Below are 20,479 nucleotides of genomic sequence, written 5' to 3'. Positions count from 1 at the left end.
CATCTCGTACTAGGCGGCGGGCTTCGAGCGCCGGCTACGTAATAACTCGCGGCGCCAGCTTACTCAAGCAAGTTTCTCCGCTTGGCATCACTGAGCATGGCATGGGCAAACGCCATGAGCGTTTCCTGATAGTCATGTGCTGTATTAAGCGCGTCGGCCAGCACCTGAGGGGATTCGATGTATTCATGGATCATTTGATTACGTGTCTGACGAATCTCGAGCCACTTGTCGGCAGAATCGAGCACACCAAGCTTTTCGGCGCGATCCAGGTTGTCGGCAACGGCCCCAGTCTTCTCGCCCAGGGCACGTAGCCAAAGCGGAAGCAGTTTATCGCCGGTCGTGTCCTGAAGTCGGCAGAATCGGCTGGTGTAGGCTTCCAGCTTCTCTGCCAATGCCTCATCTTCACCCAGCCTGGCGGCAAGTTCCTCGGTGAACGGCGCGGCAAACACGCGATCCGATGAGTAGCGAAGATGGTGGATCTCACGCTCGACCACGCGTTTCAGGAAGCGCAAGCGCTCCGCAAGATTGTCGTTCATAGGGCGGCCGTTCATGGGACTGTCATTCATAGAACTGTTATTCATAGACACTCGCCTTGTTCCCGTGCCAGCTTGTGTATCGTCTGCTCATTGAGATTCGGAGCACTCAGCAGCACATCCACCTTGCGCCCGTGCATGGCGCGCATGATACGCACACTGAGCCGGGCGGCGAGCTGTGCGGGATGCTCCACCGGCGCGTCAACCTCAACGAACAGGTCGATATCGCCGCCACGGGCGCTATCATCCAGCCGTGAGCCGAAAAGCTTTACCGTGCTGCCCGGACCAAGCTCGTCGGTGACGAGCTGCCGGATGGTATGTCGTTGGCTGTCAGTCAAGCGCATGGTGTTCATCTCTGCAAGGCGTTCGGCTCGTTGCTCGTGGCAGCGTTATCCCGCCAGCTTTAGCGAGGGCACCGCGCTGACGTCTACTTCGCGCTCGGCATGCCAGGCGTCATAGGCCGCCTGGAGCCGTAGCCACAGGCCCGGACCGTTACCAAACAGCTTGCCGAGCCGCGCGGCTGTTTGTGGTGAGACAGGCTTGCGTGTGGCGAGAATGGCGTGCAGCTGCTGACGTGAAATGCCCAGCATCTGGGCAATATCGCCCTTGCTGTAGTCCATATCTTCCAGCATGTCTTCGATCACCTCGCCAGGGTGCGGCGGGCAGCGGTCGGGGTTTTGCTTCGCAGTAATAGCCATGGTGGCTTCACCTTTTAGTCAGTGGTATTGCTCAAAATTAACTTGATAAGCGTTGCCGGCCTCAAATTCAAAAGTGAGGCACCAAGGACCGTTCACATGTACGGTGTAGCGCTTTGGGTTGAAGCCCTGCAAAGCATGAAACTTATAACCTGGTAGGTTGATATCTTCGACGCTGGCAGCTTCGTTGATCACAGCCAAGCGGATAAGAATGCGCCTATGCATACGCTTGTCGATTTTGGATGTACCGGTTTCCCAAAGCGTCGCTAGGGCCTTGTTTTTGAACGTCTTGATCATTAGAGTAAGTGTAGCCTATTTGGCTACATGTGTAAACTAAAAGATTACAAAACATCCCTAGTTTGACGTATTTGCTTCGGGCTTCGGGCGGCATTGTCGCTCGTAGCCCGCCGCTCGTAGCTCGCAGCTTTTAGCTCGTGGCTCGGGTTAGGCGACGCTTTCGCGCAAGGCGATCTCTATGGCCCACTTGCTTCGTCTTCCCGCAGTACGTCGTCATGCAGGTCATCCAGGCTCACGCCGAGCACATCGGCGATCCTGCGCAGTGCCTCGATACGCCCGGTTCGGTCCCCGCGCTCGATCATGGCGACGTACGACTGGGATACGCCAGCCGGCTCGGCCAGCGCGGCCTGGGTCAAGCGGCGGTGTTCGCGCCAGACCTTGACGGGGTTCTCCCCGGCAAGCAGCCGGTCGACCACCTCTGCCGGCACCAGCTCGTCACGTCCCTCTGCCAGCTCGCGCGTCGCATGATCAAAAGCTGTCACGTCATCCAGCTCTTCAGCCTTGTGCAACAGCTCCCGGTATTCGTCATAAGGAATGACGGCTTATTCTGGCCGCCCTTCCCGTTCAATGATCTGTGCGTTCATTTGTAAATGTCTCCTCTGGGGCCGATGTCCAACACCAGAATCACCAGCTCATCGTCGACGATCTTGCTACGCGATGCCATCCGCGTGCTGGGGGTGGCCGCGGATATCAATGGCAACCTGCCGGACGCTCTATTCTGGTTCCGCAATGAGCCGATACCGCCTTTCGACTATCAAACCCCCGAGCAACTGGTGAGTGCTGGCCGCACTGATGATCTGGTGCGCTATGTACAGTCGCTCAAAGCCGGGGTCACCGGATGATCCAGCGTCTGCGGTTTGCAACAGAGGCTTATCGTGTCCATGTGCCTAGATGGGCATTTGCTCCTACTAGCGGAGCCGGTGCAGGTGAACATGGTGGTCGACTGAACCGCCCTGGGGTACCGGCACTTTATCTGGCCCTCGAAGAAGCCACCGCGCTGAGAAGGCGATATGCTAAAGGTCCATGATCCCAATGGGCTGCTTCCCAAAGACTCGAGTTCCTGGGAGTGACGTGAACATGTTAGTGCGACTCGAAGCGCACCAGAGCGTGCCGTTCAGCGAGCAGCTACGCTCAGGAGGGCTGATCTAATGGAAAAACTCTTGAAGTACCGGGGCTACTACGGCTCTCTCGACGTCAGCACCGAAGACAACTGTCTGTTCGGCAAGCTACAGTTCGTTCGCGCCCTGGTCAGTTACGAAGGCGAGACAGTGGCGGAGCTGGAAGTCGCGTTTCGCGAAGCCGTCGACGACTACCTCGCCACCTGCGAGCAACTCGGCGAGACGCCCGAGACGCCGTGCAAGGGGTCCTTCAACGTGCGCGTCGGCCACGACCTGCACCTGGCCGCCGCCGTTTCAGCCTCGCAGCACGGCATCTCGCTCAACGACCTCACCCGCCATGCGCTGAACGACTACCTGCAACAGCATCCTTGATTGCCAGGCACTGCGGGCGGCAGCCTCGCTCGTTGCTCGTAGTACGCGCTCTGGTATTCGAGGAAAACGTCAGAGGCGTTTATCCGGGGTAAATGCCATTTCCTTGGCGCTCTCGACCATTGCCTTGAAGCCGGGGTGCTCCGGGTTGACGAGATAATTCGTTTCCCTGGGCACGACGACACTCGGTATGGCCAGCACCAGACTCGACTGACTTTCCAACCAACCGTCGCCGATCTCGGCGGTAGACGATGGCGCTGGCTCAACCATCCAATCGTCCGGTCGCCCATCCTCTGGAAGCTGCATGAGGTCATCGTCATGAAACGTCACCTCGAGCAGCGCATAGTCTTCCAACAGGCGGTAGTCGTTGAGATGCACCATCACTTCGAGGATGGCCAGCGACTCAGCACTCGCGAGATATACGCAAGCTTTTCCTTTGCTGTTCCACCGCCCACCGTATAAACGGGCGCCTTCGCCATCGAAGGCGCTCTTGAGCCACTTACGCTTGACGAGACGGTATCCTTGTATCGTGCTCATGCGAAAACGCCGTGCTCAAGCCGCCCGATAAGGTCCAGCACGGCTTCCGCCCCCGCGGTCGTCGCAATCATCTCGACTGGACGCTGGCCCCCTAGCCCACGCACCGGGTTGAGCAGCCAGGTGTTGGCCCGCTGCCGGTCTCCCTCGAACAGGTCGACGGCACTTTTGTAGACTTCAGCAAAACGATACAGACGGTCGCCTTCGTCGCGCTTGAAGTGGCCTGCTTTCGCTCTCCGCTGCAAGGTGGCCGAGGAGATGACGACATACCGCGCCAGCTCTTGGCTTTCCAGGCCAGAGACAGCGGCGAGATTGGTGTAGACCTCGTAGGGAACGCCTTCGCTCAGCGCTTCATGCAGTTTTGGCCCTCGAGAAGGCAAGCCCAGGGTCTGCCAGAAACCCTTCTTCCGATCCACCGCCTTGGGACGATACTCTTTGATCGTGCTGGACATGGCCGCCTCCTTCCATCACTTGATAGATCTATAGCATATCACGTGATGCTTTCGGCATCGCTATTGTTCTACGCTGCGGGCTGCGAGCGCCAGGGCCGGGCCGCTGTGGAGAGCGGCTTAGTGAAATATTGTAGCTCGTGGCTCGTGACGCAGGCTTACTCAAGCAAGTTTCTCCGCTTGGCATCACTGAGCATGGCATGGGCAAACGCCATGAGCGTTTCCTGATAGTCATGTGCTGTATTAAGCGCGTCGGCCAGCACCTGAGGGGATTCGATGTATTCATGGATCATTTGATTACGTGTCTGACGAATCTCGAGCCACTTGTCGGCAGAATCGAGCACACCAAGCTTTTCGGCGCGATCCAGGTTGTCGGCAACGGCCCCAGTCTTCTCGCCCAGGGCACGTAGCCAAAGCGGAAGCAGTTTATCGCCGGTCGTGTCCTGAAGTCGGCAGAATCGGCTGGTGTAGGCTTCCAGCTTCTCTGCCAATGCCTCATCTTCACCCAGCCTGGCGGCAAGTTCCTCGGTGAACGGCGCGGCAAACACGCGATCCGATGAGTAGCGAAGATGGTGGATCTCACGCTCGACCACGCGTTTCAGGAAGCGCAAGCGCTCCGCAAGATTGTCGTTCATAGGGCGGCCGTTCATGGGACTGTCATTCATAGAACTGTTATTCATAGACACTCGCCTTGTTCCCGTGCCAGCTTGTGTATCGTCTGCTCATTGAGATTCGGAGCACTCAGCAGCACATCCACCTTGCGCCCGTGCATGGCGCGCATGATACGCACACTGAGCCGGGCGGCGAGCTGTGCGGGATGCTCCACCGGTGCGCCGACTTCCACGAACAGGTCGATATCGCCGCCACGGGCGCTATCATCCAGCCGTGAGCCGAAAAGCTTTACCGTGCTGCCCGGACCAAGCTCGTCGGTGACGAGCTGCCGGATGGTGTGTCGTTGGCTGTCAGTCAGGCGCATGGTGTTCATCTCTGCAAGGCGTTCGGCTCGTTGCTCGTTGCTCGTGGCAGCGTTATCCCGCCAGCTTTAGCGAGGGTGATACGGTGAATGGGTCGCATCGAATCTCTGGCCAACCCTCTCGATATGCTCGCGTAGGGCTTCGTTATCGAGTTCGCGCTGGCCCTCCATCGTCTCTCGAAACTGCTTCAATGCCGGATAGTAGCGTTCGACGATGTTCTTGAATTCAGTTTCCAGGATGCTGTAACGATATGCATGCACCGTATGGTTACGGGTTTCTATCATATCCATCCAGGCTTGGCCGTCTTCCAGAAGGCCGATGTTGAAGGCATGCCGGGCTGCGCTGCGTGATCCCGTCACGTTTTGAATACCTTCATGCTCCAGGTAATCCTTCATCACCTTCCAGGCAAGCTCGTGAGTGAACTCGAAACGCTGGATGACACCCTCCTTGATGATATCCAGCGTCGTGTCGCCATACGCCTCGACAGCTTGTTCCAACCGGGTAAACACATTGATGTAGTTGGCGAACCGCTGTTGCCAACGGATATCGTCCGCCATTGTCATCCCCCTGGATCGTTTGTCGCAGCAGGCGACCGTTCATATTTTCGGGCTTCGAGCGCCAGGTTCGGGGCGCTGTGAAGAGCGGCTTCGAGCAATATTGTAGCCTGTAGCTCGCGGCCCGTGGCTCGTATCCCGCAGCTTTTGCCCCGGGTTAGGCGATGCTCTCGCGCAGGGCGTTTTCCCAGCGTTGGTCGCGCTGACCGCAGACGATGAAGAAGGGGTTCAAGACGCTGTCTTGCTGGTTGCAGCGAAGCGGCTGGAGCGTTTCGACATCAAGCACTTGGCCGCCAGCGGCGGTGACAACGGCTTGGGCGGCGGCGGTGTCCCATTCGCAGGTGGGGGCAAGGCGCGGGTAGAGATCGGCTTGGCCTTCGGCGACCAGGCATAGCTTCAACGAGCTGCCCATGGAGACACATTCATGCGTGGGCAGGCGCTGGCAGAAGGCTTCGAAGATGTCGGCGCCATGGCGGCGGCTACCGATGATCTTCCAGGGTTCGGCCTGGGGATCGGGCAATGCGCGGGCGTGAATCGGTTGATCGTCACTGCCGTTCTCGCGCTTGTAGGCGCCCTGCCCGTGCTGGCCCCACCAGGTCGCGGGGCCACTTTCCAGCGCGGGCGCGTGGACGATGCCGAATACCGGCACGCCGTCTTCCACCAGGGCGACATTGAGCGTGAACTCGCCATTGTGGCTGATGAATTCCTTGGTACCGTCCAGCGGGTCGATCAGCCAGTAACGCTGCCACGTTTGGCGGGTCTCGTAGCGGATCTCGGCGGATTCTTCGGAGAGAATCGGCACCTTGGGGGTGAGCACTTCCAGCAGCCCGACCAGGGCGTGGTGCGAGGCCATGTCCGCCTCGGTGAGCGGGCTGGCGTCGGCCTTTTCCTCGATGGCGAAGTCGCGGCGGTAGATCGCCATGACTTCTTGGCCGGCGGCGTGAACGCCCTCGATAAGTCGATCGCGCGTGGAATCGGTAATGAAGTCGGTCATCTTGATTCGGGTATCCGGAATATCGGGTTGAGGCTATTGCTAATGGGCATGGTGACTGAACGGCTCAGCTAGAAGCTCGCTTCTTTCTGTTGGCGGATGGCCAACACCACCACGGTGTTAGTATCGACAAGGTACCGGGCGATATAGCCGCTATCACCGAAGTCAATCAGCCAATCCCGATAGGCTTCTGGCAGGTCGTCGATTGGGCGTCCGATATGGGGATTTTCTCCGAGTGCCTGGACGCCTTGCAGGATAGCCTGAGCAGCTCGCTCGGCCGCTGCGGGGTTCTTCGGTCGCAAGAATTCACGCAGCCGCTCGAGGTCTCTGATCGCTGCAGGGGCGAAGATCACTTGTGGCATGTGGGAGCGGACTCCTCGTGATCCGTTCCCCAGCTATTCAGCCACTTCTCTACTTCGCCTGCAGTCGCGTGCAGGCCCGTTGCTTGGTAGTCCTCCCAAGCCCGGAGCGCATCTTGCTTGAAGGCTTCCCGGCCTTCCTCACGCACTACATACTGCTCGATGGCCTCACGCATGAGCCAGTGCGGTGAGCGTCGGCGCGCATCGGCCAAGTGCTGCACCCTGCCTTTCAAGTCGTCGTCGAGCTTGATGGATGTCGGGGTCGCCATGTCAGCCTCCGTGGTTAAAGCTTGTAGCAATAGGTAATACCTCTAACTACCATAGATCGCTTAGGCGTGACTGTCGATGGAAGCAATGAGGCCAAACTGCTTTATGCCAGCTCCGTCACGCTAATATCGAGTGCCGACAATACAACTTCAAAACAATTACAGACGGGTATGGTTGCTAGGCGGGGAGGATATCAAACCCGTCGATCAGCGAGTTTATAAACTTCTTCATCTCGTCGCGTGCCCACCGCCACGAGCAAAACCTGGAGGGCCTCTCCATCCACCTTGTACACGATCCGCGTATTGCCAGTACGAATTTGCCGGCAACCGGCTAGCGTCCCTCGAGGTGGCTTCCCGAGCTTGTCAGGCTCGCCATCGCGGATTCGCGCTTCAATGACATCCAGCCTACGTGTTGCAGCGGCCGAGCCCAGTCGCGTCAGGTCTTGCTGTACGTCTGGGTGGTAGAAAACACGCCAAGTCACAACTCACTCGACCGATCAAAAAGCGCACGCATGTCGTCATGGGCGATCCCCTGATCGGCTTGATAGCTGGCCCAGCACGCCGTCACCAAGCTGTCTTACGCCAATCACTGTCGCCTATCCAGCTCGTTGATGTCATGCTCGGCCAGAAACTGGCGAAGGGCTTCATTCATGCGCGTTTGCCAGCCAGGGCCAGATTCCCGGAAGGCGTCGATGACGTCTTGGTCATACCGCACCTTTACCGGCATCTTCTTGCGCGCCAAAGGCGGTCGCCCACGGCCACGCTTGACCAGCTTGTCATCCTCGTACTGATAAGCTCCCTCAAACCAATCGTCGTCGAGCTCTGGAGCATCATCAGGATCAATCCAAGTAGTCTTTGAATCGTCTTTTTTCGCGATCATTGGCATACCTCATTGGATTATCCTTCTTTCTTTAACGTACCCCCAATAAATAATTTTGACAAGGAAAACGCGATAGATAAGGCACGCTACACCCACCCCGCCACCCTCCGTCGAAAAACGCCTCACGCATGGATTGACAGTCTTCTTAGGGACTGGATAAATACTCGCTCCATTCTCAACCAAGAGTCTTCATGGTCCTCCTTGCGGCCTTTGCCCTGCTTTCCATCGGGTTTTCGTTTCTGTGTTCCATTCTCGAGGCGGCGTTGCTGTCACTCACGCCGAGCTATATCGCGCAGTTGAAGGATGATCGCCCGAAGCTGCATGCCTCGCTTTCCAAGCTGAAGTCCAACATCGATAGGCCGCTCGCGGCGATTCTCACGCTTAATACCATCGCGCATACCGTGGGCGCGACGGGTGTGGGCGCGCAGGTCGCGGTGGTGTTCGGCGATGCGCACGTGGCGATTGCCTCGGCGCTGATGACGCTGGCGATTCTGGTCGTCTCGGAGATCATCCCCAAAACCATCGGCGCGAGCCATTGGCGGGCCCTCGCCCCGCTGCTGCCGCCGATTCTACGGGTGATGATCGTACTGCTGACGCCGTTCATCTGGCTCTCCGAGCGGATCACCAATCGTATCGGCAGCACGCAGAACGATGTCGACATGCGCGGGGAGATCAAGGCGCTGGCGCGCATCGGCCTGGATGAGAAGGCGCTGGATAGCGACGAGACGCGCGCCATCGTCAATATCCTCAATCTGCATGAGATTCGGGTGAAGAGCGTGATGACGCCGCGCACGGTGTGCGTGGCGGTGACGCCGGATCTCAGCGTGGCGGAATTCGATGCGCAGTACGGCAAGATGCAGTTCACGCGCTTTCCGGTGATGGACGGCGGCGAGCAGGCGATTGGCTATATCCACAAGGCAGATACTTATCACGCCGAAGATGAGCAGACCATGAAGGCGCTGATGCACCCCATCGAGGCGCTGCACGAGACGGATAACGTGGAGCATGTCTTCACCGCGATGCTCAAGGATCACGGCCACATGCGCGTGGTGTACGACGAACACGGCACCTGGGTGGGTTTGATCACTATGGAAGACGTGATCGAGACGATTCTTGGCCAGGATATCGTCGATGAGACGGACAACGTCGAGAACCTGCGCAAGTATGCCAAGCAGCGCTGGGTGAAACGCCTCAAGCGTGATGGCGGCGATACGCCATGATGCAAGCGTCAGGTTGATGAATAGCTGCTACCGATTATATCGGCTATACTGTAGTCACCATGTAGCTACAAAAGGAGGCAATGCCATGAGCGCCGATACTGTCGTCCGTGCTCGTATCGACAGCGAAACCAAAGAGCGCGCCACTGCGGCGCTGGAAGCGATGGGACTGTCGGTTTCCGATGCCATCCGCTTGTTGATGCTGCGAGTCGCTGACGAAAAACGTTTGCCCTTCGCCGTTCAAGTGCCGAATACGACCACTACAACGGCGATGAATGAGCTAGAAGCCGGAAAGGGAAAACGCTTCGATAGTGCTGACGCTCTATTCGATGATTTGGGTGTCTGATGCTGACACCTGTTCGCTCCAGCCAATTCAAACGGGATGTGAAGCGCGCCGTTAAGCGTGGCAAGGACACAACAAAACTGAAGAGCCTGCTCGCCCTACTCGTCGCGCAGGCTCCATTGCCTGAGGAATACCAAGATCATCCGCTGCGGGGAAACTGGAATGGCTACCGGGACGCCCACATCGAACCAGACTGGTTATTGCTGTATTGCGTCGTGGGCGATGAGTGGCATTTGGCACGTACCGGCAGTCATTCCGACCTTTTCCAAGACTAGGCATAGTCCGCAAAGTGCCTAAGGCCTTCCCCAACGTCGAGAACCTGCGCAAGTACGCCAAGCAGCGCTGGGTGAAACGCCTCAAGCGTGATGGCGGCGACGCCAGCTAATTCGCGCCCATTCGGCGATGCCACCGGCGACCAGCCCCCAGAAAGGATCGAGCGCGAGCGTGATCACGGCGGTCGCGGCGATTACCAGCCAGCACGAGGGCTTGCTATCGAACAACCGCTTGGTGATGGCCAGTTGCCAAGCGGCAACGAGTAGCAAGGCACCGAGCCCGGCGCTAGGAATACCGGCAAGCAGCCCCAGCCCCCATTGCGGTGGTAAACATGCCATGGCCAGCAACAAGCTTCCCAGTAGTAGCGGCGCGGTGCCGGTGCGTGCGCCGAAGCGGTAATGCGCGGCCAAGCCCCCGGCGCCGTGACACATCGGCAAGGCACCCATCGGGGCGAAGACGAGATTCGCCAGCCCGGTGGAAACCGACAAGCGCGCCGGCGTGACATGCGCGGCGCGCTCACCGAAGTAGTCGCCGGCGACGAGCGTGGTCAAGACGATGGCGTTGGTGACGGTCAACGAGAGTTGCGGCAACACCAGCATCGACATGGCGCGTTCGATGCTTTGCATATCCGGCCAGCTCGCCAGCGCGGGAAACCACGTGGTGCCGGTGTCGATGAGCGGCGCGCTCGCAGCCTGAAAATGCCCTAGCCCCCAGGCCGTCAATAACGCCAGCACCACGGAAGGCCAGCGCGGAAAGCGCATTGCCACCAGCAGCACGCTGAGCGTAGCGATGCCTAGCCAGGCTTGCTCGGCCATTAGCGTGAGGCTGGTCAAGGCCAACAACGCCCCCAGCCCCAGTTGCAGACCGGTCAATACGGATTGCGGGATCAAGCGGTTGAGGCGCGCGATCCAGCCGGTCAGCCCCAGGATCAATAACACCACACCGATCGTTGCCCCGGCGATGGCCAGTTCCAGCGGCGACATGCCTGCCGTCAATATGACGGCTGCCACGGCCTTCATGGGCTGCACGGGGATCGGCAGGCGATAGTAAAATGCCGTGCCCAGATAGAAGATGGCAAACCCCAGCACCACCGGAACGGGCGCTAGCCCGCCGATGGCGATACTCCCCAGCATCAGCGGCAGCAAGGTGCCGAGATCGCCCAGCGCCCCGTTAACCTCGCGCAGATTGAAGGCAAACGCTGTGTTCATTGTTTTATATCAACCTTCTACAGCGACAGGGTTCATGTGCCGTGTTTAACAATTGTTATTGAAACTGAGTTTATGACATATCAAGCTACATGGCCCACGCAATAGGTGTAATGCACCGCGTCCTTCGCGCCGCACGCTTCACAGCTTTTGCTAAAGTCGCACAGTCAACGCTGCCGGACGATACTTGTCAGGTAGCGTTTTTCTTTTCCAAACAATAACGTTTACTTAGCACTTACAAGGAGAGCAAGGAATGCTTGAATGGCTCAACAATAACAGCGGCGCGCTGAGCGCGGTCGCGAGTTTCTGCACCCTGGGCGTATGGCTATTCTACGCGCAGCTTCTTTACCTGGGCTTTGCACGTCAGCGCCGGCCGCGCATCATCATCAATCGCGGGCGCAGCAAGTCGCCGGACGGTATGTGTCTGATCAGCAACATGAGTTCGGAGGCGATCTTCGTCTCGAATGTCATGGGGGTATTGCACACGTCCAGGGGTGAATATACCTGCGACCTGACTGATTACACCCGATCAGACAACAGCGAGCAAGGGAGTAGCGAGCAGCATGCCACCCGCCAGGGACCTCTGGATTCCGGCGATTATCATCAGGTGTGCTCATTCAGAGAGATCATCGATCATATCGCCGAAGGGCACGAGCTTGATATCGACCGAAACACGCTGACGCTAGAAGATGAAAAGCTGAGGATGCTGGAGATCCGGCTGATCGCGATCTATGGCAGCGAAGACCGCCCAGTCGGCGCGTACCGGTGTTTCATGCTTGAGAAGAGCGAGCTCGACCCCAACGAGAAAAATAATGATTGCTTGATCGTGCCCACTACGTTCGACACCCATCGGGTCTCGCGCCGCTGGCATCAACATCGTATACGCCAATGGCTGGACTCACTGCCGAGCGACCGTTGATCAACTGCTACCCCAAACGCAACAAGGCCCGCCGAAGCGGGCCCTGTTATGCGAAGCCTTGCGGCTTCGAATCAAACGCGAAGTTACTCGGGCTTGATGTTAGACGCCTGAAGGCCTTTCTTGCCCTGAGTGACGTCAAAGGAAACCTTTTGACCGTCCTGCAGAGATTTGAAGCCTTCAGCCTGAATTTCGGAGAAGTGGGCAAAGAGGTCGTCGCCGCCATCGTCCGGAGAAATAAAGCCGAAACCTTTAGCGTCGTTGAACCACTTAACTGTACCAGTTGCCATTTTCGATATCCTTTACACGCATTGCGCTTTCAATTGCCGGGTATTACCCGAGTTGCAGTGGGTAAAACAAATAAGCGATACACCAGGCTCTCGAAGACATCGATTACTACTGACGGTATGCCACTTGCTAACCTACTGAGCTAAGCTTGGACCTTTGCCGGAGCGCTGTCAACACTTTCTCGTCGTATCTTCTCAGCGCGCCAGTGGCGCGCCCCGAGCGATATGTCACTGCGCTTCGCGTGACGCGTGACCGATCTCGACGATGGTACGCATCAGCGTGGCGACGCTTTGGCTGGATTGGTTGTACTCCTGCATCAGCGCCTGCAGGCGTTCCTCGAACGGCGGCTCTTGGGGCGCGGCATCTTCATTGCTTGCGCCGCCGCCATCGAGCTCTTGGAGAGCCGTGGCGAAGGCGTCATCGAGTTCACGAAACTTGCGGAGCTTTTCACGCTCGTCCATATGGCGTGACGAGGCTTGACGATTGTTTTTCATGGAAATATTGAAATCACGATGTAGCGGTTCAAAAGCGTAATAACACGGCTTCGGTCAGGTGTACCGGAGACGCTCGACGTACGGCAACGAGTCACACAGATAGGTAACGCGGAAAAACGGTTGCTCTGAATAGGCGATGTCTAAATCGCTTGGCGTTGACTCGGCCCGATATTATAGATGATGCCAAATCTGCGAAGTTCAATCCCTACGTTTCTTTATGTGCTATATGCGCCATGCGCCGCACTCACCGAATTGGCGTACAGAAGCTAGTGCGTGCGCGCGGAGCGCGCTAGTGGCGTTTCTTGGCGCTGTGATAGCCGCCACAGGAAAGACTCGACGGGCCTGGGTCGCCCTAATAGATAGCCCTGGCCAACGGGGCAACCCAGTCCGCGCAGGACATCCATCTGCTCTTGAGTTTCTATCCCTTCGGCGACAACAGTCAACCCCAGCCCCCGCGCCAGATCGATGATGCCCTTGACCAGCAATTGGCTGCGCTCGTCCTCGGCGATGGCATCGATATAGACCTTATCGAGCTTGACCTTGGTGAACGGCAGTTCCTTTAAAAAACGCAGCGACGTATAACCGGCCCCGAAGTCGTCCAGCACCAGCCCGAAGCCGTGCAGGCGCAAGATGCGCATGATTTGGCGCACTTGAGAAAGGTCTTGTGTGGCGACGTGCTCGGTGACCTCGAGCTCGATGCATTGTGGGGGAACGCCGTAATGCTGGCAGCGTTCCAGCAGCCAATCGGTGAATCGCTGGTCGTCGAAATGCCGTATCGACAGATTGACCGCCCATACCAGGCTCTGCGTATGCGGCAGTTCGTGACGCGCCAGCCAGGCGAGCATGGTGTTGAACACTTTTTCGTCCAGCGGCACGATCTGGTGGCTGGCTTCGGCCACCGGGATGAATTCACCGGGCGAGATAGTGCCGAAGGTGTCGTGCTGCCAACGAATCAAGGCCTCGGCGCCCACCAGTTGCCGATTGGCGAGACGGTATTGAGGTTGTAGATACAGCTCGAAGAACGGAGCTTCCTGCTCCAGGGCATCGGCCAACGTCTCCGCCAGGAAACGCCGACGCTCGGACGTCTTGAGCAGATCGAGCTCGAATAGCTGCGGCTCGGCCCCGGCGCTGGCTAGCACTTGGTCGGCGGCATCCTGCGCGGCTTGTAACAGCGCCGTGGGCGTCTTGCCATGCTCGGGCGAAACGGCAACCCCGATGCGTGGTTCGAGCCGATGCGGCACACCATGCACCTCGATGGGCGCGTGGAGCATTTCCTGATAACGCGCAGCCATCGCCAGGGGATCTTGCGCGCCAGAGGCCATGACCACGAAGACGTCGTCCGAGAGGCGCGCCGGGTAACACACGCCGCCGCAGGTATCGCGCAGGCGCTCGGCGATGCCCTGAGCCGCCAGGTCGGCGCATTCGACCCCGAACTGAGCGCGCAGATGGCGCAAGGCATCGAACGCCAGATAATAAAGCGAGACGGCGTAGGCATCGTCCATGAAGCGTTGCAAGTGTCGCTCGAGGAGCACGCGCCCCGGCAGATCGGTCACTCGGTCGTTGCGCAGGGCTTGGCGCTTCAGACGCTGCTTGCGCTCGCGCCACCACGCCAGCCAGATGGCAAGGCCCGCCATGGCCAGCGCGGCCGACGCCAGGGCGAACGTGAGCCAAGCCTCTCCCAGCGAGAGGGTCGCCAGCACCAATAAAAGCCCTAATAAAAGCCCTAGCCAAAACCTGGCCTTGTTAATTCCCATTGCCATGTTTACGGCCTCCTGCCGTTGATGAGAAGCCTTTCATCCTTTTACCCGAGGCCTCATCAACTAGCGTAGACGCCCGTGGCGCCTTTTGTGCCATTCCGTTATGCCTCTTGTGTTATTGATCTGCGCTCCAGCCAAGCTACCACGCTGCTGTCTATTGAAACGGGATAGCCGGAGTCATCGATCAACCGCGAAACTCACGATACCCATTCGCTGGGCGCAGTGGCTTTCGAACGCCACTCTTGACGATTGACGATTCATTAGCCAATGGGTACGGCACATAAAAAAAGGCTGATGCTCAAGCATCAGCCTCTTCCGAACATACGCTTTGGAACGCAACGCGCTTTCGCTGGAAAGCGCTTGTTCTCAGAAGACGTTTAGTCCTCGACGCGTACCAACCAAGACTCGACGGTCTCGTTGCCGTGTTGATCTTTCCACGCCTTGAGCGTCTTCTGGTTACCACCCCGCGTTTCCACCACTTCACCGGTGTTGGGGTTCTTGTAGATCTTCAGCTTACGCTTGCGGCGTCCGCCGGTGCTCGCCTGAGACGACGACGCAGTACGAGAAGCAGGCTGCGGATCAAGCAGTTCGATAACGGCAGCAGGCGTCTTGTCGTACTCTTTCATCAAGGTTTCGAGCTTTTCCTTGAATTCCAGCTCAGATGTCAGGCGCTGGTCCTGTTCCAGCTGCTGCAACTCTTCGCTGAGTTGCTTTAGCAGCTGTTCCTTTTTCATGTACTCGCTCAACAGAGACATTCTTTACCTCTAGACAGTTGGGATGTGTCCATATTATCGCCATTTATTCGCTTATTGCCAAGCCCCACCTTATTTTTTATTTACCTATCGCAACCTTCGCCTTTCCGAGTTGCCGTTAATTCGCTTTCAAGCAAGCAGATCGACATTAGCCTGTCTCACTTTCAAAGCAATGCCCCCATTTAAAGCCACATTGCCGCCAGCCAGCCGAAGACGATGAGCGGGATGTTGTAATGTAAAAAGGTGGGGACGACCGAGTCCCAGATGTGGTCATGTTGGCGATCGACGTTGAGTCCCGAGGTCGGCCCCAGCGTCGAATCAGAGGCCGGCGAGCCAGCATCGCCCAGCGCGGCGGCGGTACCCACCAGGGCCACCGTCGCCATGGGTGAGAAGCCGAACTGTATGGCGAGCGGTACGTAGATCGCGGCAATAATGGGAATCGTCGAAAACGACGAGCCAATCCCCAGCGTAATAAACAAACCAACTAACAGCATGATCAACGCGGCAAGCCCTTGATGGTCGCCGATAATGGCGAAGGCGTTTTCGACCAGTGTGTCGATCTCGCCCGTCGCTTGCATGACCGAGGCAAACCCCGCCGCCGTAATCATGATGAAGCCAATAAGCGCCATCATTCGCATACCGCTGGTGAAGAGGTCATCGGCTTCACGCCATTTGAAGATGCCGCCTAGCGACAATAGGGCGAAGCCAACGAGCCCGCCCATAATCATCGAGCCGCTATACAATTGAATCGATAAGGCGGAGACGATGGCCACGACGGCCATTACCAATCCACGAGTATGGAGACTGACCTCACTGGAACGATGCGGGATGTTACTCGTCACGACATCGCGCGCTTCATAATCACGCGGTTTGCGGTAGGAATAAAAAATAGCCACCAGAAGCCCCAGTGCCATGCCGGCAACGGGAATCCCCATGGCGAGCGGCACCATGCCACGCGTCACTTCGAGTCCCACGGCTTCACCCGCCGAGTTGATATTGGCCAGCAGGATATCGTTGAGAAAGATCGCCCCGAACCCGACCGGTAATAACATATAGGGCGCCGTTAAGCCGAAGGTCAGTACGCACGCCACCATGCGTCGATCCAGACGCAGGGGATTCATGATCTTGAGCAGCGGCGGGACCAGAATGGGAATGAAGGCAATATGCACCGGAATCAGATTCTGCGAGGAAATCGCCACTAATAGCAAAGCCACGAGCAGGATGTATTTCACCGCCGATTGACGTTTATATGACGCCTCGTGCCCAAGCAGACGAATCAAGCGCTGAGCCAATAAGTCGGGAAGCCCTGAGCGTGAAATCGCCACCGCGAACGCCCCAAGCGTTGCGTAGGCCAGCGCCACCTTGGCGCCGCCTCCCACGCCCTCGTTGAACGCAGCCAACGTGTCCTCGAGTCCCAGGCCGCCAACCAGGCCGCCCACCAAGGCGCCCACGATAAGCGCAAACACTACCGATACTCGCGCCAATGCGAGCCCCACCATGACCAGAACGGCCAAAATAACCGCATTCATTGCCTTGTTCCCGTTGAGTGTGTTGTATCAAAAGTGCGGGATACTAACAGAAGTGGCCATTAGAAGCGGCCATCAAAAGTGGCCATCAAAACGTCACATCCGTGACGCGACATTGTCACAGAGGTTGGGTACAACAGGTGGTGACGATGCATGGCAACAGGCCATTGCTCGTCAGACAAGGGACACTGTCGTTAAGCGCGTTAGGGAAGCATGCTGAGCTAGGAGGCTCACGGGAACCGGCAAAGCACCGGTGCGTCAGGAAGACGCCAAGGGAGCGCAGGATATTACGCCATGGCCGAAATGATCGGCCATGGCGTTTTTATGATGCAGGGAACGGTCATCATGAAATGATCGCGCGGGCGCTTTTAATGGCGCTTCAGCAGTTGCCTTTCTTGGCTTGCCCGGGCGGACAGAAATCACCGCCATGCCCATGCTCATGTCGCTCATCGTGGTCATGGTGTCCATCACCGACTTCAACAACGGGCTCGGGGTCGATACGCGCGGGTGTGTAACTGCACGCCGACACGCTTGCTCCGATACCGCCTACTAGAATCGCCATTAGCCAGACTTGGCGCATCTCGTTCTCCTTGTCCCTTTTGTCTACTGACTTCCTCACCATACTCGCCCTGCCTTTCACCGGGCGTTGGTGGGACATTATCGTCAATTGGGCCCTCAGCGTCATCTCACTAGCCCTCGCCCCCCCCATTGCGAGATCCCTCCGGCGCCCTTCATAAGCGCTCATACGGGGACTCCCCCGCCATTCCATAACACCTATTTATGTAACGGCAAGATTTAGGTATGATACCGCTCATAATGAAAATAAAGGCAATCAAGGGAACGCCTGAATCATATCCAACGCATGGCTCGCGAAGCATGGGAACCGTCCTCGCTTTCAGGGGGCGCGTCTTCGTGTATGGCATGGCGTTGTGTGCTCATTTCAAGCACGCGGTTCAGGGTTTCCTGGCGTCAGTTCGCAAAGGGCTACCCAGCCCATCCGACGACTCACGACCCTAAGCAGGAAACGGAGAAAAAAGTGGCACAACTATCATTCAAGGCAGCCGGCCTCGCCATGGGCGTTACCGGCACACTGGCTTTTGCTGCACCGGCATTGGCACAACAAGACACCGAAGCCATGCAGCGTCAGTTGGATGCTCTGCGCGCACAAGTCGAGCGCATGGAGCAGCAACTCGATGCTCAGCAGTCGACCACGACCGCCGACAGCGGCCAGGCTACCTCAGAGACGCGTGAGCTTGCCGAAGAAAACCGCTCACTGATCGACTCGATCCAGAACTCGCAGATCAGCGGTACGCTCCAGCTCAACGCGAGCTACAACGACTGGGACCAGGCCAATAAAGACAAAGCCGGTGACATGAACTTCGGCAAGTTCGTCCTCGCCCTCAACGGTGAGCACGGCAACTTCCTCTACGGGTTCGATTATCGCTTCTACGACGGCTACCAGTTCCTGAAGAGCGGTTGGATGGGTTACCAAGCCAGCGAAAACGATACCGTCAAGGTGGGTCTGGTCCAGACGCCGTTCGGCAACATGGATTACGGTTACCTCGGCTGGTACGGCACCCTGCCGTATCTCTCCGGTTTCAACGACAACCAGAACGCCGGTATCAAGTGGGATCACAGCCAGGGCGCCTGGGACACCTCGCTGGCCTTCTTCAAGAGCGACCAATTGGGTGACGGCAACGAGCACTACGGGGCGAACCCCGTCGGTAATGCACCCACAGACGATGACGGTAACCCCACCAACCAAGGCAATACCGCCGAGAACCAGCTTGCCGGTCGTGTGGCGTATACCTTCGGTCAGGGCACCGACTACACCACCGAGATCAACTTCTCGGCCAAGGGCGGTCAGCTTTACAACAACTATACCAATGACAGCGGTGATAATTGGCAGGCCGCCGTGGGCTTGAACGGCAGCTACGGCAACTGGTATACGCTGTTGCAGGCTACCGCCTACGAATACGATGCCGAGAATCCAGACGATAGCGGTATTTCCGACGACGTAATGCAGGTCGGTGCATTCGCCTTCAATTACTTCATCCCCGCTGAAGGCCAGATGTATTCCGCCAGCTTGGCGTACAGCATGAACGTCGACTGGGGTGACATCGATAACCTCTATTTCTACAACGACTTCAGCTATGTCAGCCCCGAAGGCGATTACTCGCCGAGCGGCGATGGCGGCAATGTCGACGATCCGATGCTCAACGACCTGGGCATGAAAGTGACCGCCGGTCCGTACTACGCCTGGTTCAGTGTCATTGCCAACAAGAACGCCCTCGGCTACTTCGGTTCGCCGACCGACGGCGACTGGCACACCAGCCTGCAGACCAACTTCGGCTTCAACTTCTAAGAGCTTTCTTGACTAGCTGACGTTTTTGCCCCGCTCCCCAGGAGCGGGGTTTTTTATGTTATGCGCTATGCTCTACGCCACGTCGGGCCGAGCATGTCACGCATGCCTTGTCTCGTGCCTACCCTCGCCTTTCTTCTCTACCACGCGATTGAACCGATACTTTAAAAGTAAAACATAACTTCAATACTGCATTTGATATATCACTTCCATCAAACGCATGTTTAAAATGATCTGCATCAAATCACAAAATTTAATTTTATTTTACTTATAAGATAACTTTATTTACATTAGCTGACTGTTTAGACTAATCGCTTCATAAAAAAACGGCATGGATACTAATGTCTATAATATCGATGCAGGGAAAACAACCACTTATCCTCAAGGGGCGATGGGCGCGCCTGAGTGTGCTGGCCTTCATGGGCAGCGGCCTGCTCGGCTGGGGAGTCGGTGAGGCACACTGGCCCTGGCCCATACAGGTCATCGCGCTGCTATTGCTGATATCACTGACAGCAGGCTGGGTGTTACTGAGAATCGAAAGGGACCTTTTACACCCCATGCGGCGGCTCGCGGAGCATGCGCGTCGACTGCATGAAGGTGACAATACCCACCTCATGATGACGACCTACCTCTCCGAACGCCGCGATGAAGTCGGCGAGCTGGCACGCCAGTTTCAACACTTGGTCGAGGACCTCAAGGCACACAATGCCCAGTTGCTGGAACAATCGCTCGTCGATCCGCTCACGAAACTGGGCAATCGCCGCATGCTGGAAAATCGTCTCGATGTCGCCCTACCGCTGACGCGGCGTCTCGACTGTACGGTGTCAGTGCTGATGATGGACGTCGACCATTTCAAACCTTATAACGACTACTACGGTCATCCAGCCGGCGACGAGTGTCTGGTGCAGATCTCTGGCGTATTGCGCGATACTTTCCGTCGTGAGACGGATATCGTCGTTCGCTTGGGAGGTGAGGAGTTTCTCGTCTTACTCATCGACACCCCTAGTCAAGAGGCCTGGCGCTTGGCCGATGCCATGCGTGGCATGATCCAGGCCATGGGCATCCCGCATGAGTACTCGCCCACCGCCAAAGTCGTGACCGTCAGCGTGGGAGTCGTGACGAGTCCTCCCGGCGTCGGCGCAGACATCGACGACATGATTGCCTGCGCCGATGAAGCCCTGTATGCCTGCAAAGCCCAGGGCCGCAATACCACCCAGGCGCGTATGCTCTCGTCACCCGTCGAAGCGCTTGAGACCCACGCCGGATAGCAGCCCCCCCTGATTACAACCTCGCTCCACCGACACGGTGGCCCCTTGCGGGGTTGGCA

General features: G+C 57.5%; 30 protein-coding genes. 9 read left to right on the top strand and 21 right to left on the bottom strand.

What is annotated here, in order from left to right:
• Positions 1–59 precede the first annotated feature (59 nt).
• The 5 genes from OP494_RS07985 to OP494_RS07965 form a co-directional block, all read right to left on the bottom strand.
• A complete protein-coding gene (locus tag OP494_RS07985; protein WP_246921014.1) occupies positions 60–581 on the bottom strand; it encodes a hypothetical protein in 522 nt (173 codons plus the stop codon).
• Positions 578–877 carry a nucleotidyltransferase domain-containing protein gene (locus OP494_RS07980; RefSeq protein WP_246921015.1) on the bottom strand — a complete coding sequence of 100 codons (300 nt, stop codon included), beginning with the start codon at positions 875–877 and terminating at the stop codon, positions 578–580. Before OP494_RS07980 ends, OP494_RS07985 begins: the two co-directional genes overlap by 4 nt.
• 45 nt (positions 878–922) lie before the next feature.
• A complete protein-coding gene (locus tag OP494_RS07975) occupies positions 923–1,231 on the bottom strand; it encodes a HigA family addiction module antitoxin (protein WP_246921017.1) in 309 nt (102 codons plus the stop codon).
• An 18-nt stretch (positions 1,232–1,249) separates the two neighbouring features.
• On the bottom strand, positions 1,250–1,525 hold the full coding sequence (locus OP494_RS07970; RefSeq protein WP_246921019.1) for a type II toxin-antitoxin system RelE/ParE family toxin: 276 nt from the start codon (positions 1,523–1,525) through the stop codon (positions 1,250–1,252).
• 176 nt (positions 1,526–1,701) lie between these two features.
• Positions 1,702–2,007 (bottom strand): helix-turn-helix transcriptional regulator, encoded by a 306-nt coding sequence (locus tag OP494_RS07965; protein WP_246921021.1) that lies wholly within the window; start codon positions 2,005–2,007, stop codon positions 1,702–1,704.
• A gap of 126 nt (positions 2,008–2,133) precedes the next feature.
• Here OP494_RS07965 and OP494_RS07960 point away from each other — a divergent pair, with 126 nt between their 5' ends.
• The 3 genes from OP494_RS07960 to OP494_RS07950 all read left to right on the top strand — a co-directional run bounded on the left by OP494_RS07960 (position 2,134) and on the right by OP494_RS07950 (position 3,015).
• Positions 2,134–2,367, top strand: coding sequence for a hypothetical protein (locus tag OP494_RS07960; RefSeq protein ID WP_246921023.1), 234 nt, complete (start codon positions 2,134–2,136; stop codon positions 2,365–2,367).
• A complete protein-coding gene (locus OP494_RS07955; RefSeq protein ID WP_246921025.1) occupies positions 2,364–2,552 on the top strand; it encodes an RES domain-containing protein in 189 nt (62 codons plus the stop codon). The genes OP494_RS07960 and OP494_RS07955 overlap by 4 nt, the downstream gene beginning before the upstream one ends.
• A 121-nt stretch (positions 2,553–2,673) precedes the next feature.
• Positions 2,674–3,015 carry a type II toxin-antitoxin system HicB family antitoxin gene (locus OP494_RS07950; RefSeq protein ID WP_280540210.1) on the top strand — a complete coding sequence of 114 codons (342 nt, stop codon included), beginning with the start codon at positions 2,674–2,676 and terminating at the stop codon, positions 3,013–3,015.
• A gap of 69 nt (positions 3,016–3,084) precedes the next feature.
• Here OP494_RS07950 and OP494_RS07945 read toward each other — a convergent pair whose 3' ends face one another.
• The 9 genes from OP494_RS07945 to OP494_RS07905 form a co-directional block, all read right to left on the bottom strand.
• Positions 3,085–3,549, bottom strand: coding sequence for an RES family NAD+ phosphorylase (locus OP494_RS07945; protein ID WP_280540209.1), 465 nt, complete (start codon positions 3,547–3,549; stop codon positions 3,085–3,087).
• Positions 3,546–3,998: an antitoxin Xre/MbcA/ParS toxin-binding domain-containing protein gene (locus OP494_RS07940; protein WP_246921033.1), complete on the bottom strand. Its 453-nt coding sequence runs from the start codon at positions 3,996–3,998 to the stop codon at positions 3,546–3,548. The genes OP494_RS07945 and OP494_RS07940 overlap by 4 nt, the downstream gene beginning before the upstream one ends.
• A gap of 155 nt (positions 3,999–4,153) precedes the next feature.
• Entirely contained in the window at positions 4,154–4,675 is a 522-nt protein-coding gene (locus OP494_RS07935) for a hypothetical protein (protein WP_246921014.1), read from the bottom strand.
• Positions 4,672–4,971 (bottom strand): nucleotidyltransferase domain-containing protein, encoded by a 300-nt coding sequence (locus tag OP494_RS07930; RefSeq protein ID WP_280540208.1) that lies wholly within the window; start codon positions 4,969–4,971, stop codon positions 4,672–4,674. Before OP494_RS07930 ends, OP494_RS07935 begins: the two co-directional genes overlap by 4 nt.
• Before the next feature lie 66 nt (positions 4,972–5,037).
• Complete coding sequence (locus OP494_RS07925) at positions 5,038–5,526, bottom strand: nucleotidyltransferase substrate binding protein (RefSeq protein ID WP_280540207.1); 489 nt, start codon at positions 5,524–5,526, stop codon at positions 5,038–5,040.
• Between the two features lie 154 nt (positions 5,527–5,680).
• Positions 5,681–6,517, bottom strand: coding sequence for a 3'(2'),5'-bisphosphate nucleotidase CysQ (gene cysQ, locus OP494_RS07920; RefSeq protein WP_280540206.1), 837 nt, complete (start codon positions 6,515–6,517; stop codon positions 5,681–5,683).
• Between the two features lie 68 nt (positions 6,518–6,585).
• On the bottom strand, positions 6,586–6,876 hold the full coding sequence (locus tag OP494_RS07915) for a type II toxin-antitoxin system RelE/ParE family toxin (protein ID WP_280540205.1): 291 nt from the start codon (positions 6,874–6,876) through the stop codon (positions 6,586–6,588).
• The gene (locus tag OP494_RS07910) at positions 6,864–7,142 is read right to left on the bottom strand and encodes a CopG family ribbon-helix-helix protein (RefSeq protein ID WP_280540204.1); all 279 of its coding nucleotides are present in this window, start codon (positions 7,140–7,142) and stop codon (positions 6,864–6,866) included. The genes OP494_RS07915 and OP494_RS07910 overlap by 13 nt, the downstream gene beginning before the upstream one ends.
• Positions 7,143–7,725: 583 nt before the next feature.
• A complete protein-coding gene (locus OP494_RS07905; RefSeq protein ID WP_280540203.1) occupies positions 7,726–8,019 on the bottom strand; it encodes a BrnA antitoxin family protein in 294 nt (97 codons plus the stop codon).
• A gap of 191 nt (positions 8,020–8,210) precedes the next feature.
• Between OP494_RS07905 and OP494_RS07900 the strand changes: the two genes are divergently transcribed.
• The 3 genes from OP494_RS07900 (at position 8,211) to OP494_RS07890 (ending at position 9,854) form a co-directional block, all read left to right on the top strand.
• Positions 8,211–9,239: a CNNM domain-containing protein gene (locus OP494_RS07900; RefSeq protein WP_280540202.1), complete on the top strand. Its 1,029-nt coding sequence runs from the start codon at positions 8,211–8,213 to the stop codon at positions 9,237–9,239.
• An 85-nt stretch (positions 9,240–9,324) separates the two neighbouring features.
• Positions 9,325–9,582, top strand: a complete 258-nt coding sequence (locus OP494_RS07895; protein ID WP_280540201.1) for a type II toxin-antitoxin system RelB/DinJ family antitoxin — start codon at positions 9,325–9,327, stop codon at positions 9,580–9,582.
• Entirely contained in the window at positions 9,582–9,854 is a 273-nt protein-coding gene (locus OP494_RS07890; protein WP_280540200.1) for a type II toxin-antitoxin system YafQ family toxin, read from the top strand. Before OP494_RS07895 ends, OP494_RS07890 begins: the two co-directional genes overlap by 1 nt.
• Before the next feature lie 81 nt (positions 9,855–9,935).
• Here the strand turns inward: OP494_RS07890 and OP494_RS07885 are convergent, their stop codons facing one another.
• Positions 9,936–11,060: a putative sulfate/molybdate transporter gene (locus tag OP494_RS07885; protein ID WP_280540199.1), complete on the bottom strand. Its 1,125-nt coding sequence runs from the start codon at positions 11,058–11,060 to the stop codon at positions 9,936–9,938.
• A gap of 250 nt (positions 11,061–11,310) precedes the next feature.
• Here OP494_RS07885 and OP494_RS07880 point away from each other — a divergent pair, with 250 nt between their 5' ends.
• Positions 11,311–11,976 carry a hypothetical protein gene (locus OP494_RS07880; protein ID WP_280540198.1) on the top strand — a complete coding sequence of 222 codons (666 nt, stop codon included), beginning with the start codon at positions 11,311–11,313 and terminating at the stop codon, positions 11,974–11,976.
• Positions 11,977–12,059: 83 nt separating this feature from the next.
• Here OP494_RS07880 and OP494_RS07875 read toward each other — a convergent pair whose 3' ends face one another.
• From OP494_RS07875 to OP494_RS07850, 6 genes are all read right to left on the bottom strand, one after another.
• Positions 12,060–12,263: a cold-shock protein gene (locus tag OP494_RS07875; RefSeq protein ID WP_040243594.1), complete on the bottom strand. Its 204-nt coding sequence runs from the start codon at positions 12,261–12,263 to the stop codon at positions 12,060–12,062.
• A gap of 225 nt (positions 12,264–12,488) precedes the next feature.
• Positions 12,489–12,755 carry a hypothetical protein gene (locus tag OP494_RS07870; RefSeq protein ID WP_247620039.1) on the bottom strand — a complete coding sequence of 89 codons (267 nt, stop codon included), beginning with the start codon at positions 12,753–12,755 and terminating at the stop codon, positions 12,489–12,491.
• Between the two features lie 266 nt (positions 12,756–13,021).
• Positions 13,022–14,515 carry a bifunctional diguanylate cyclase/phosphodiesterase gene (locus tag OP494_RS07865; RefSeq protein WP_280540197.1) on the bottom strand — a complete coding sequence of 498 codons (1,494 nt, stop codon included), beginning with the start codon at positions 14,513–14,515 and terminating at the stop codon, positions 13,022–13,024.
• 374 nt (positions 14,516–14,889) lie between these two features.
• Positions 14,890–15,267 carry a histone-like nucleoid-structuring protein, MvaT/MvaU family gene (locus OP494_RS07860; RefSeq protein WP_075370430.1) on the bottom strand — a complete coding sequence of 126 codons (378 nt, stop codon included), beginning with the start codon at positions 15,265–15,267 and terminating at the stop codon, positions 14,890–14,892.
• Positions 15,268–15,446: 179 nt separating this feature from the next.
• The gene (locus OP494_RS07855; RefSeq protein WP_075370429.1) at positions 15,447–16,793 is read right to left on the bottom strand and encodes a Na+/H+ antiporter family protein; all 1,347 of its coding nucleotides are present in this window, start codon (positions 16,791–16,793) and stop codon (positions 15,447–15,449) included.
• 376 nt (positions 16,794–17,169) lie between these two features.
• Entirely contained in the window at positions 17,170–17,370 is a 201-nt protein-coding gene (locus OP494_RS07850) for a hypothetical protein (protein WP_098060090.1), read from the bottom strand.
• Positions 17,371–17,826: 456 nt separating this feature from the next.
• Here OP494_RS07850 and OP494_RS07845 point away from each other — a divergent pair, with 456 nt between their 5' ends.
• Positions 17,827–19,155 (top strand): hypothetical protein, encoded by a 1,329-nt coding sequence (locus tag OP494_RS07845; protein ID WP_247639577.1) that lies wholly within the window; start codon positions 17,827–17,829, stop codon positions 19,153–19,155.
• Positions 19,156–19,508: 353 nt separating this feature from the next.
• Positions 19,509–20,420, top strand: a complete 912-nt coding sequence (locus OP494_RS07840) for a sensor domain-containing diguanylate cyclase (RefSeq protein WP_280540196.1) — start codon at positions 19,509–19,511, stop codon at positions 20,418–20,420.
• The last annotated feature ends 59 nt before the right edge of the window (positions 20,421–20,479 follow it).

The organism is Chromohalobacter sp. 11-W (genome assembly GCF_029889905.1).
GTDB lineage: Bacteria > Pseudomonadota > Gammaproteobacteria > Pseudomonadales > Halomonadaceae > Chromohalobacter.
The sequence above is the reverse complement of the archived record's forward strand: the minus strand, read 5'-3'. Positions and strand labels throughout refer to the sequence as shown.

Coding starts and splice junctions, on each gene's coding strand:
- OP494_RS07860 (WP_075370430.1), bottom strand. CDS start 15,267: ATGTCTCTGTTGAGCGAGTACATGAAAAAGGAACAGCTGCTAAAGCAA.
- OP494_RS07925 (WP_280540207.1), bottom strand. CDS start 5,526: ATGGCGGACGATATCCGTTGGCAACAGCGGTTCGCCAACTACATCAAT.
- OP494_RS07970 (WP_246921019.1), bottom strand. CDS start 1,525: ATGATCAAGACGTTCAAAAACAAGGCCCTAGCGACGCTTTGGGAAACC.
- OP494_RS07855 (WP_075370429.1), bottom strand. CDS start 16,793: ATGAATGCGGTTATTTTGGCCGTTCTGGTCATGGTGGGGCTCGCATTG.
- OP494_RS07885 (WP_280540199.1), bottom strand. CDS start 11,060: ATGAACACAGCGTTTGCCTTCAATCTGCGCGAGGTTAACGGGGCGCTG.
- OP494_RS07950 (WP_280540210.1), top strand. CDS start 2,674: ATGGAAAAACTCTTGAAGTACCGGGGCTACTACGGCTCTCTCGACGTC.
- OP494_RS07945 (WP_280540209.1), bottom strand. CDS start 3,549: ATGAGCACGATACAAGGATACCGTCTCGTCAAGCGTAAGTGGCTCAAG.
- OP494_RS07935 (WP_246921014.1), bottom strand. CDS start 4,675: ATGAATAACAGTTCTATGAATGACAGTCCCATGAACGGCCGCCCTATG.
- OP494_RS07910 (WP_280540204.1), bottom strand. CDS start 7,142: ATGGCGACCCCGACATCCATCAAGCTCGACGACGACTTGAAAGGCAGG.
- OP494_RS07915 (WP_280540205.1), bottom strand. CDS start 6,876: ATGCCACAAGTGATCTTCGCCCCTGCAGCGATCAGAGACCTCGAGCGG.
- OP494_RS07880 (WP_280540198.1), top strand. CDS start 11,311: ATGCTTGAATGGCTCAACAATAACAGCGGCGCGCTGAGCGCGGTCGCG.
- OP494_RS07955 (WP_246921025.1), top strand. CDS start 2,364: ATGATCCAGCGTCTGCGGTTTGCAACAGAGGCTTATCGTGTCCATGTG.
- OP494_RS07980 (WP_246921015.1), bottom strand. CDS start 877: ATGCGCTTGACTGACAGCCAACGACATACCATCCGGCAGCTCGTCACC.
- OP494_RS07960 (WP_246921023.1), top strand. CDS start 2,134: ATGTCCAACACCAGAATCACCAGCTCATCGTCGACGATCTTGCTACGC.
- OP494_RS07865 (WP_280540197.1), bottom strand. CDS start 14,515: ATGGCAATGGGAATTAACAAGGCCAGGTTTTGGCTAGGGCTTTTATTA.
- OP494_RS07875 (WP_040243594.1), bottom strand. CDS start 12,263: ATGGCAACTGGTACAGTTAAGTGGTTCAACGACGCTAAAGGTTTCGGC.
- OP494_RS07850 (WP_098060090.1), bottom strand. CDS start 17,370: ATGCGCCAAGTCTGGCTAATGGCGATTCTAGTAGGCGGTATCGGAGCA.
- OP494_RS07940 (WP_246921033.1), bottom strand. CDS start 3,998: ATGTCCAGCACGATCAAAGAGTATCGTCCCAAGGCGGTGGATCGGAAG.
- OP494_RS07840 (WP_280540196.1), top strand. CDS start 19,509: ATGCAGGGAAAACAACCACTTATCCTCAAGGGGCGATGGGCGCGCCTG.
- OP494_RS07985 (WP_246921014.1), bottom strand. CDS start 581: ATGAATAACAGTTCTATGAATGACAGTCCCATGAACGGCCGCCCTATG.
- OP494_RS07975 (WP_246921017.1), bottom strand. CDS start 1,231: ATGGCTATTACTGCGAAGCAAAACCCCGACCGCTGCCCGCCGCACCCT.
- cysQ (WP_280540206.1), bottom strand. CDS start 6,517: ATGACCGACTTCATTACCGATTCCACGCGCGATCGACTTATCGAGGGC.
- OP494_RS07900 (WP_280540202.1), top strand. CDS start 8,211: ATGGTCCTCCTTGCGGCCTTTGCCCTGCTTTCCATCGGGTTTTCGTTT.
- OP494_RS07890 (WP_280540200.1), top strand. CDS start 9,582: ATGCTGACACCTGTTCGCTCCAGCCAATTCAAACGGGATGTGAAGCGC.
- OP494_RS07930 (WP_280540208.1), bottom strand. CDS start 4,971: ATGCGCCTGACTGACAGCCAACGACACACCATCCGGCAGCTCGTCACC.
- OP494_RS07905 (WP_280540203.1), bottom strand. CDS start 8,019: ATGATCGCGAAAAAAGACGATTCAAAGACTACTTGGATTGATCCTGAT.
- OP494_RS07895 (WP_280540201.1), top strand. CDS start 9,325: ATGAGCGCCGATACTGTCGTCCGTGCTCGTATCGACAGCGAAACCAAA.
- OP494_RS07870 (WP_247620039.1), bottom strand. CDS start 12,755: ATGAAAAACAATCGTCAAGCCTCGTCACGCCATATGGACGAGCGTGAA.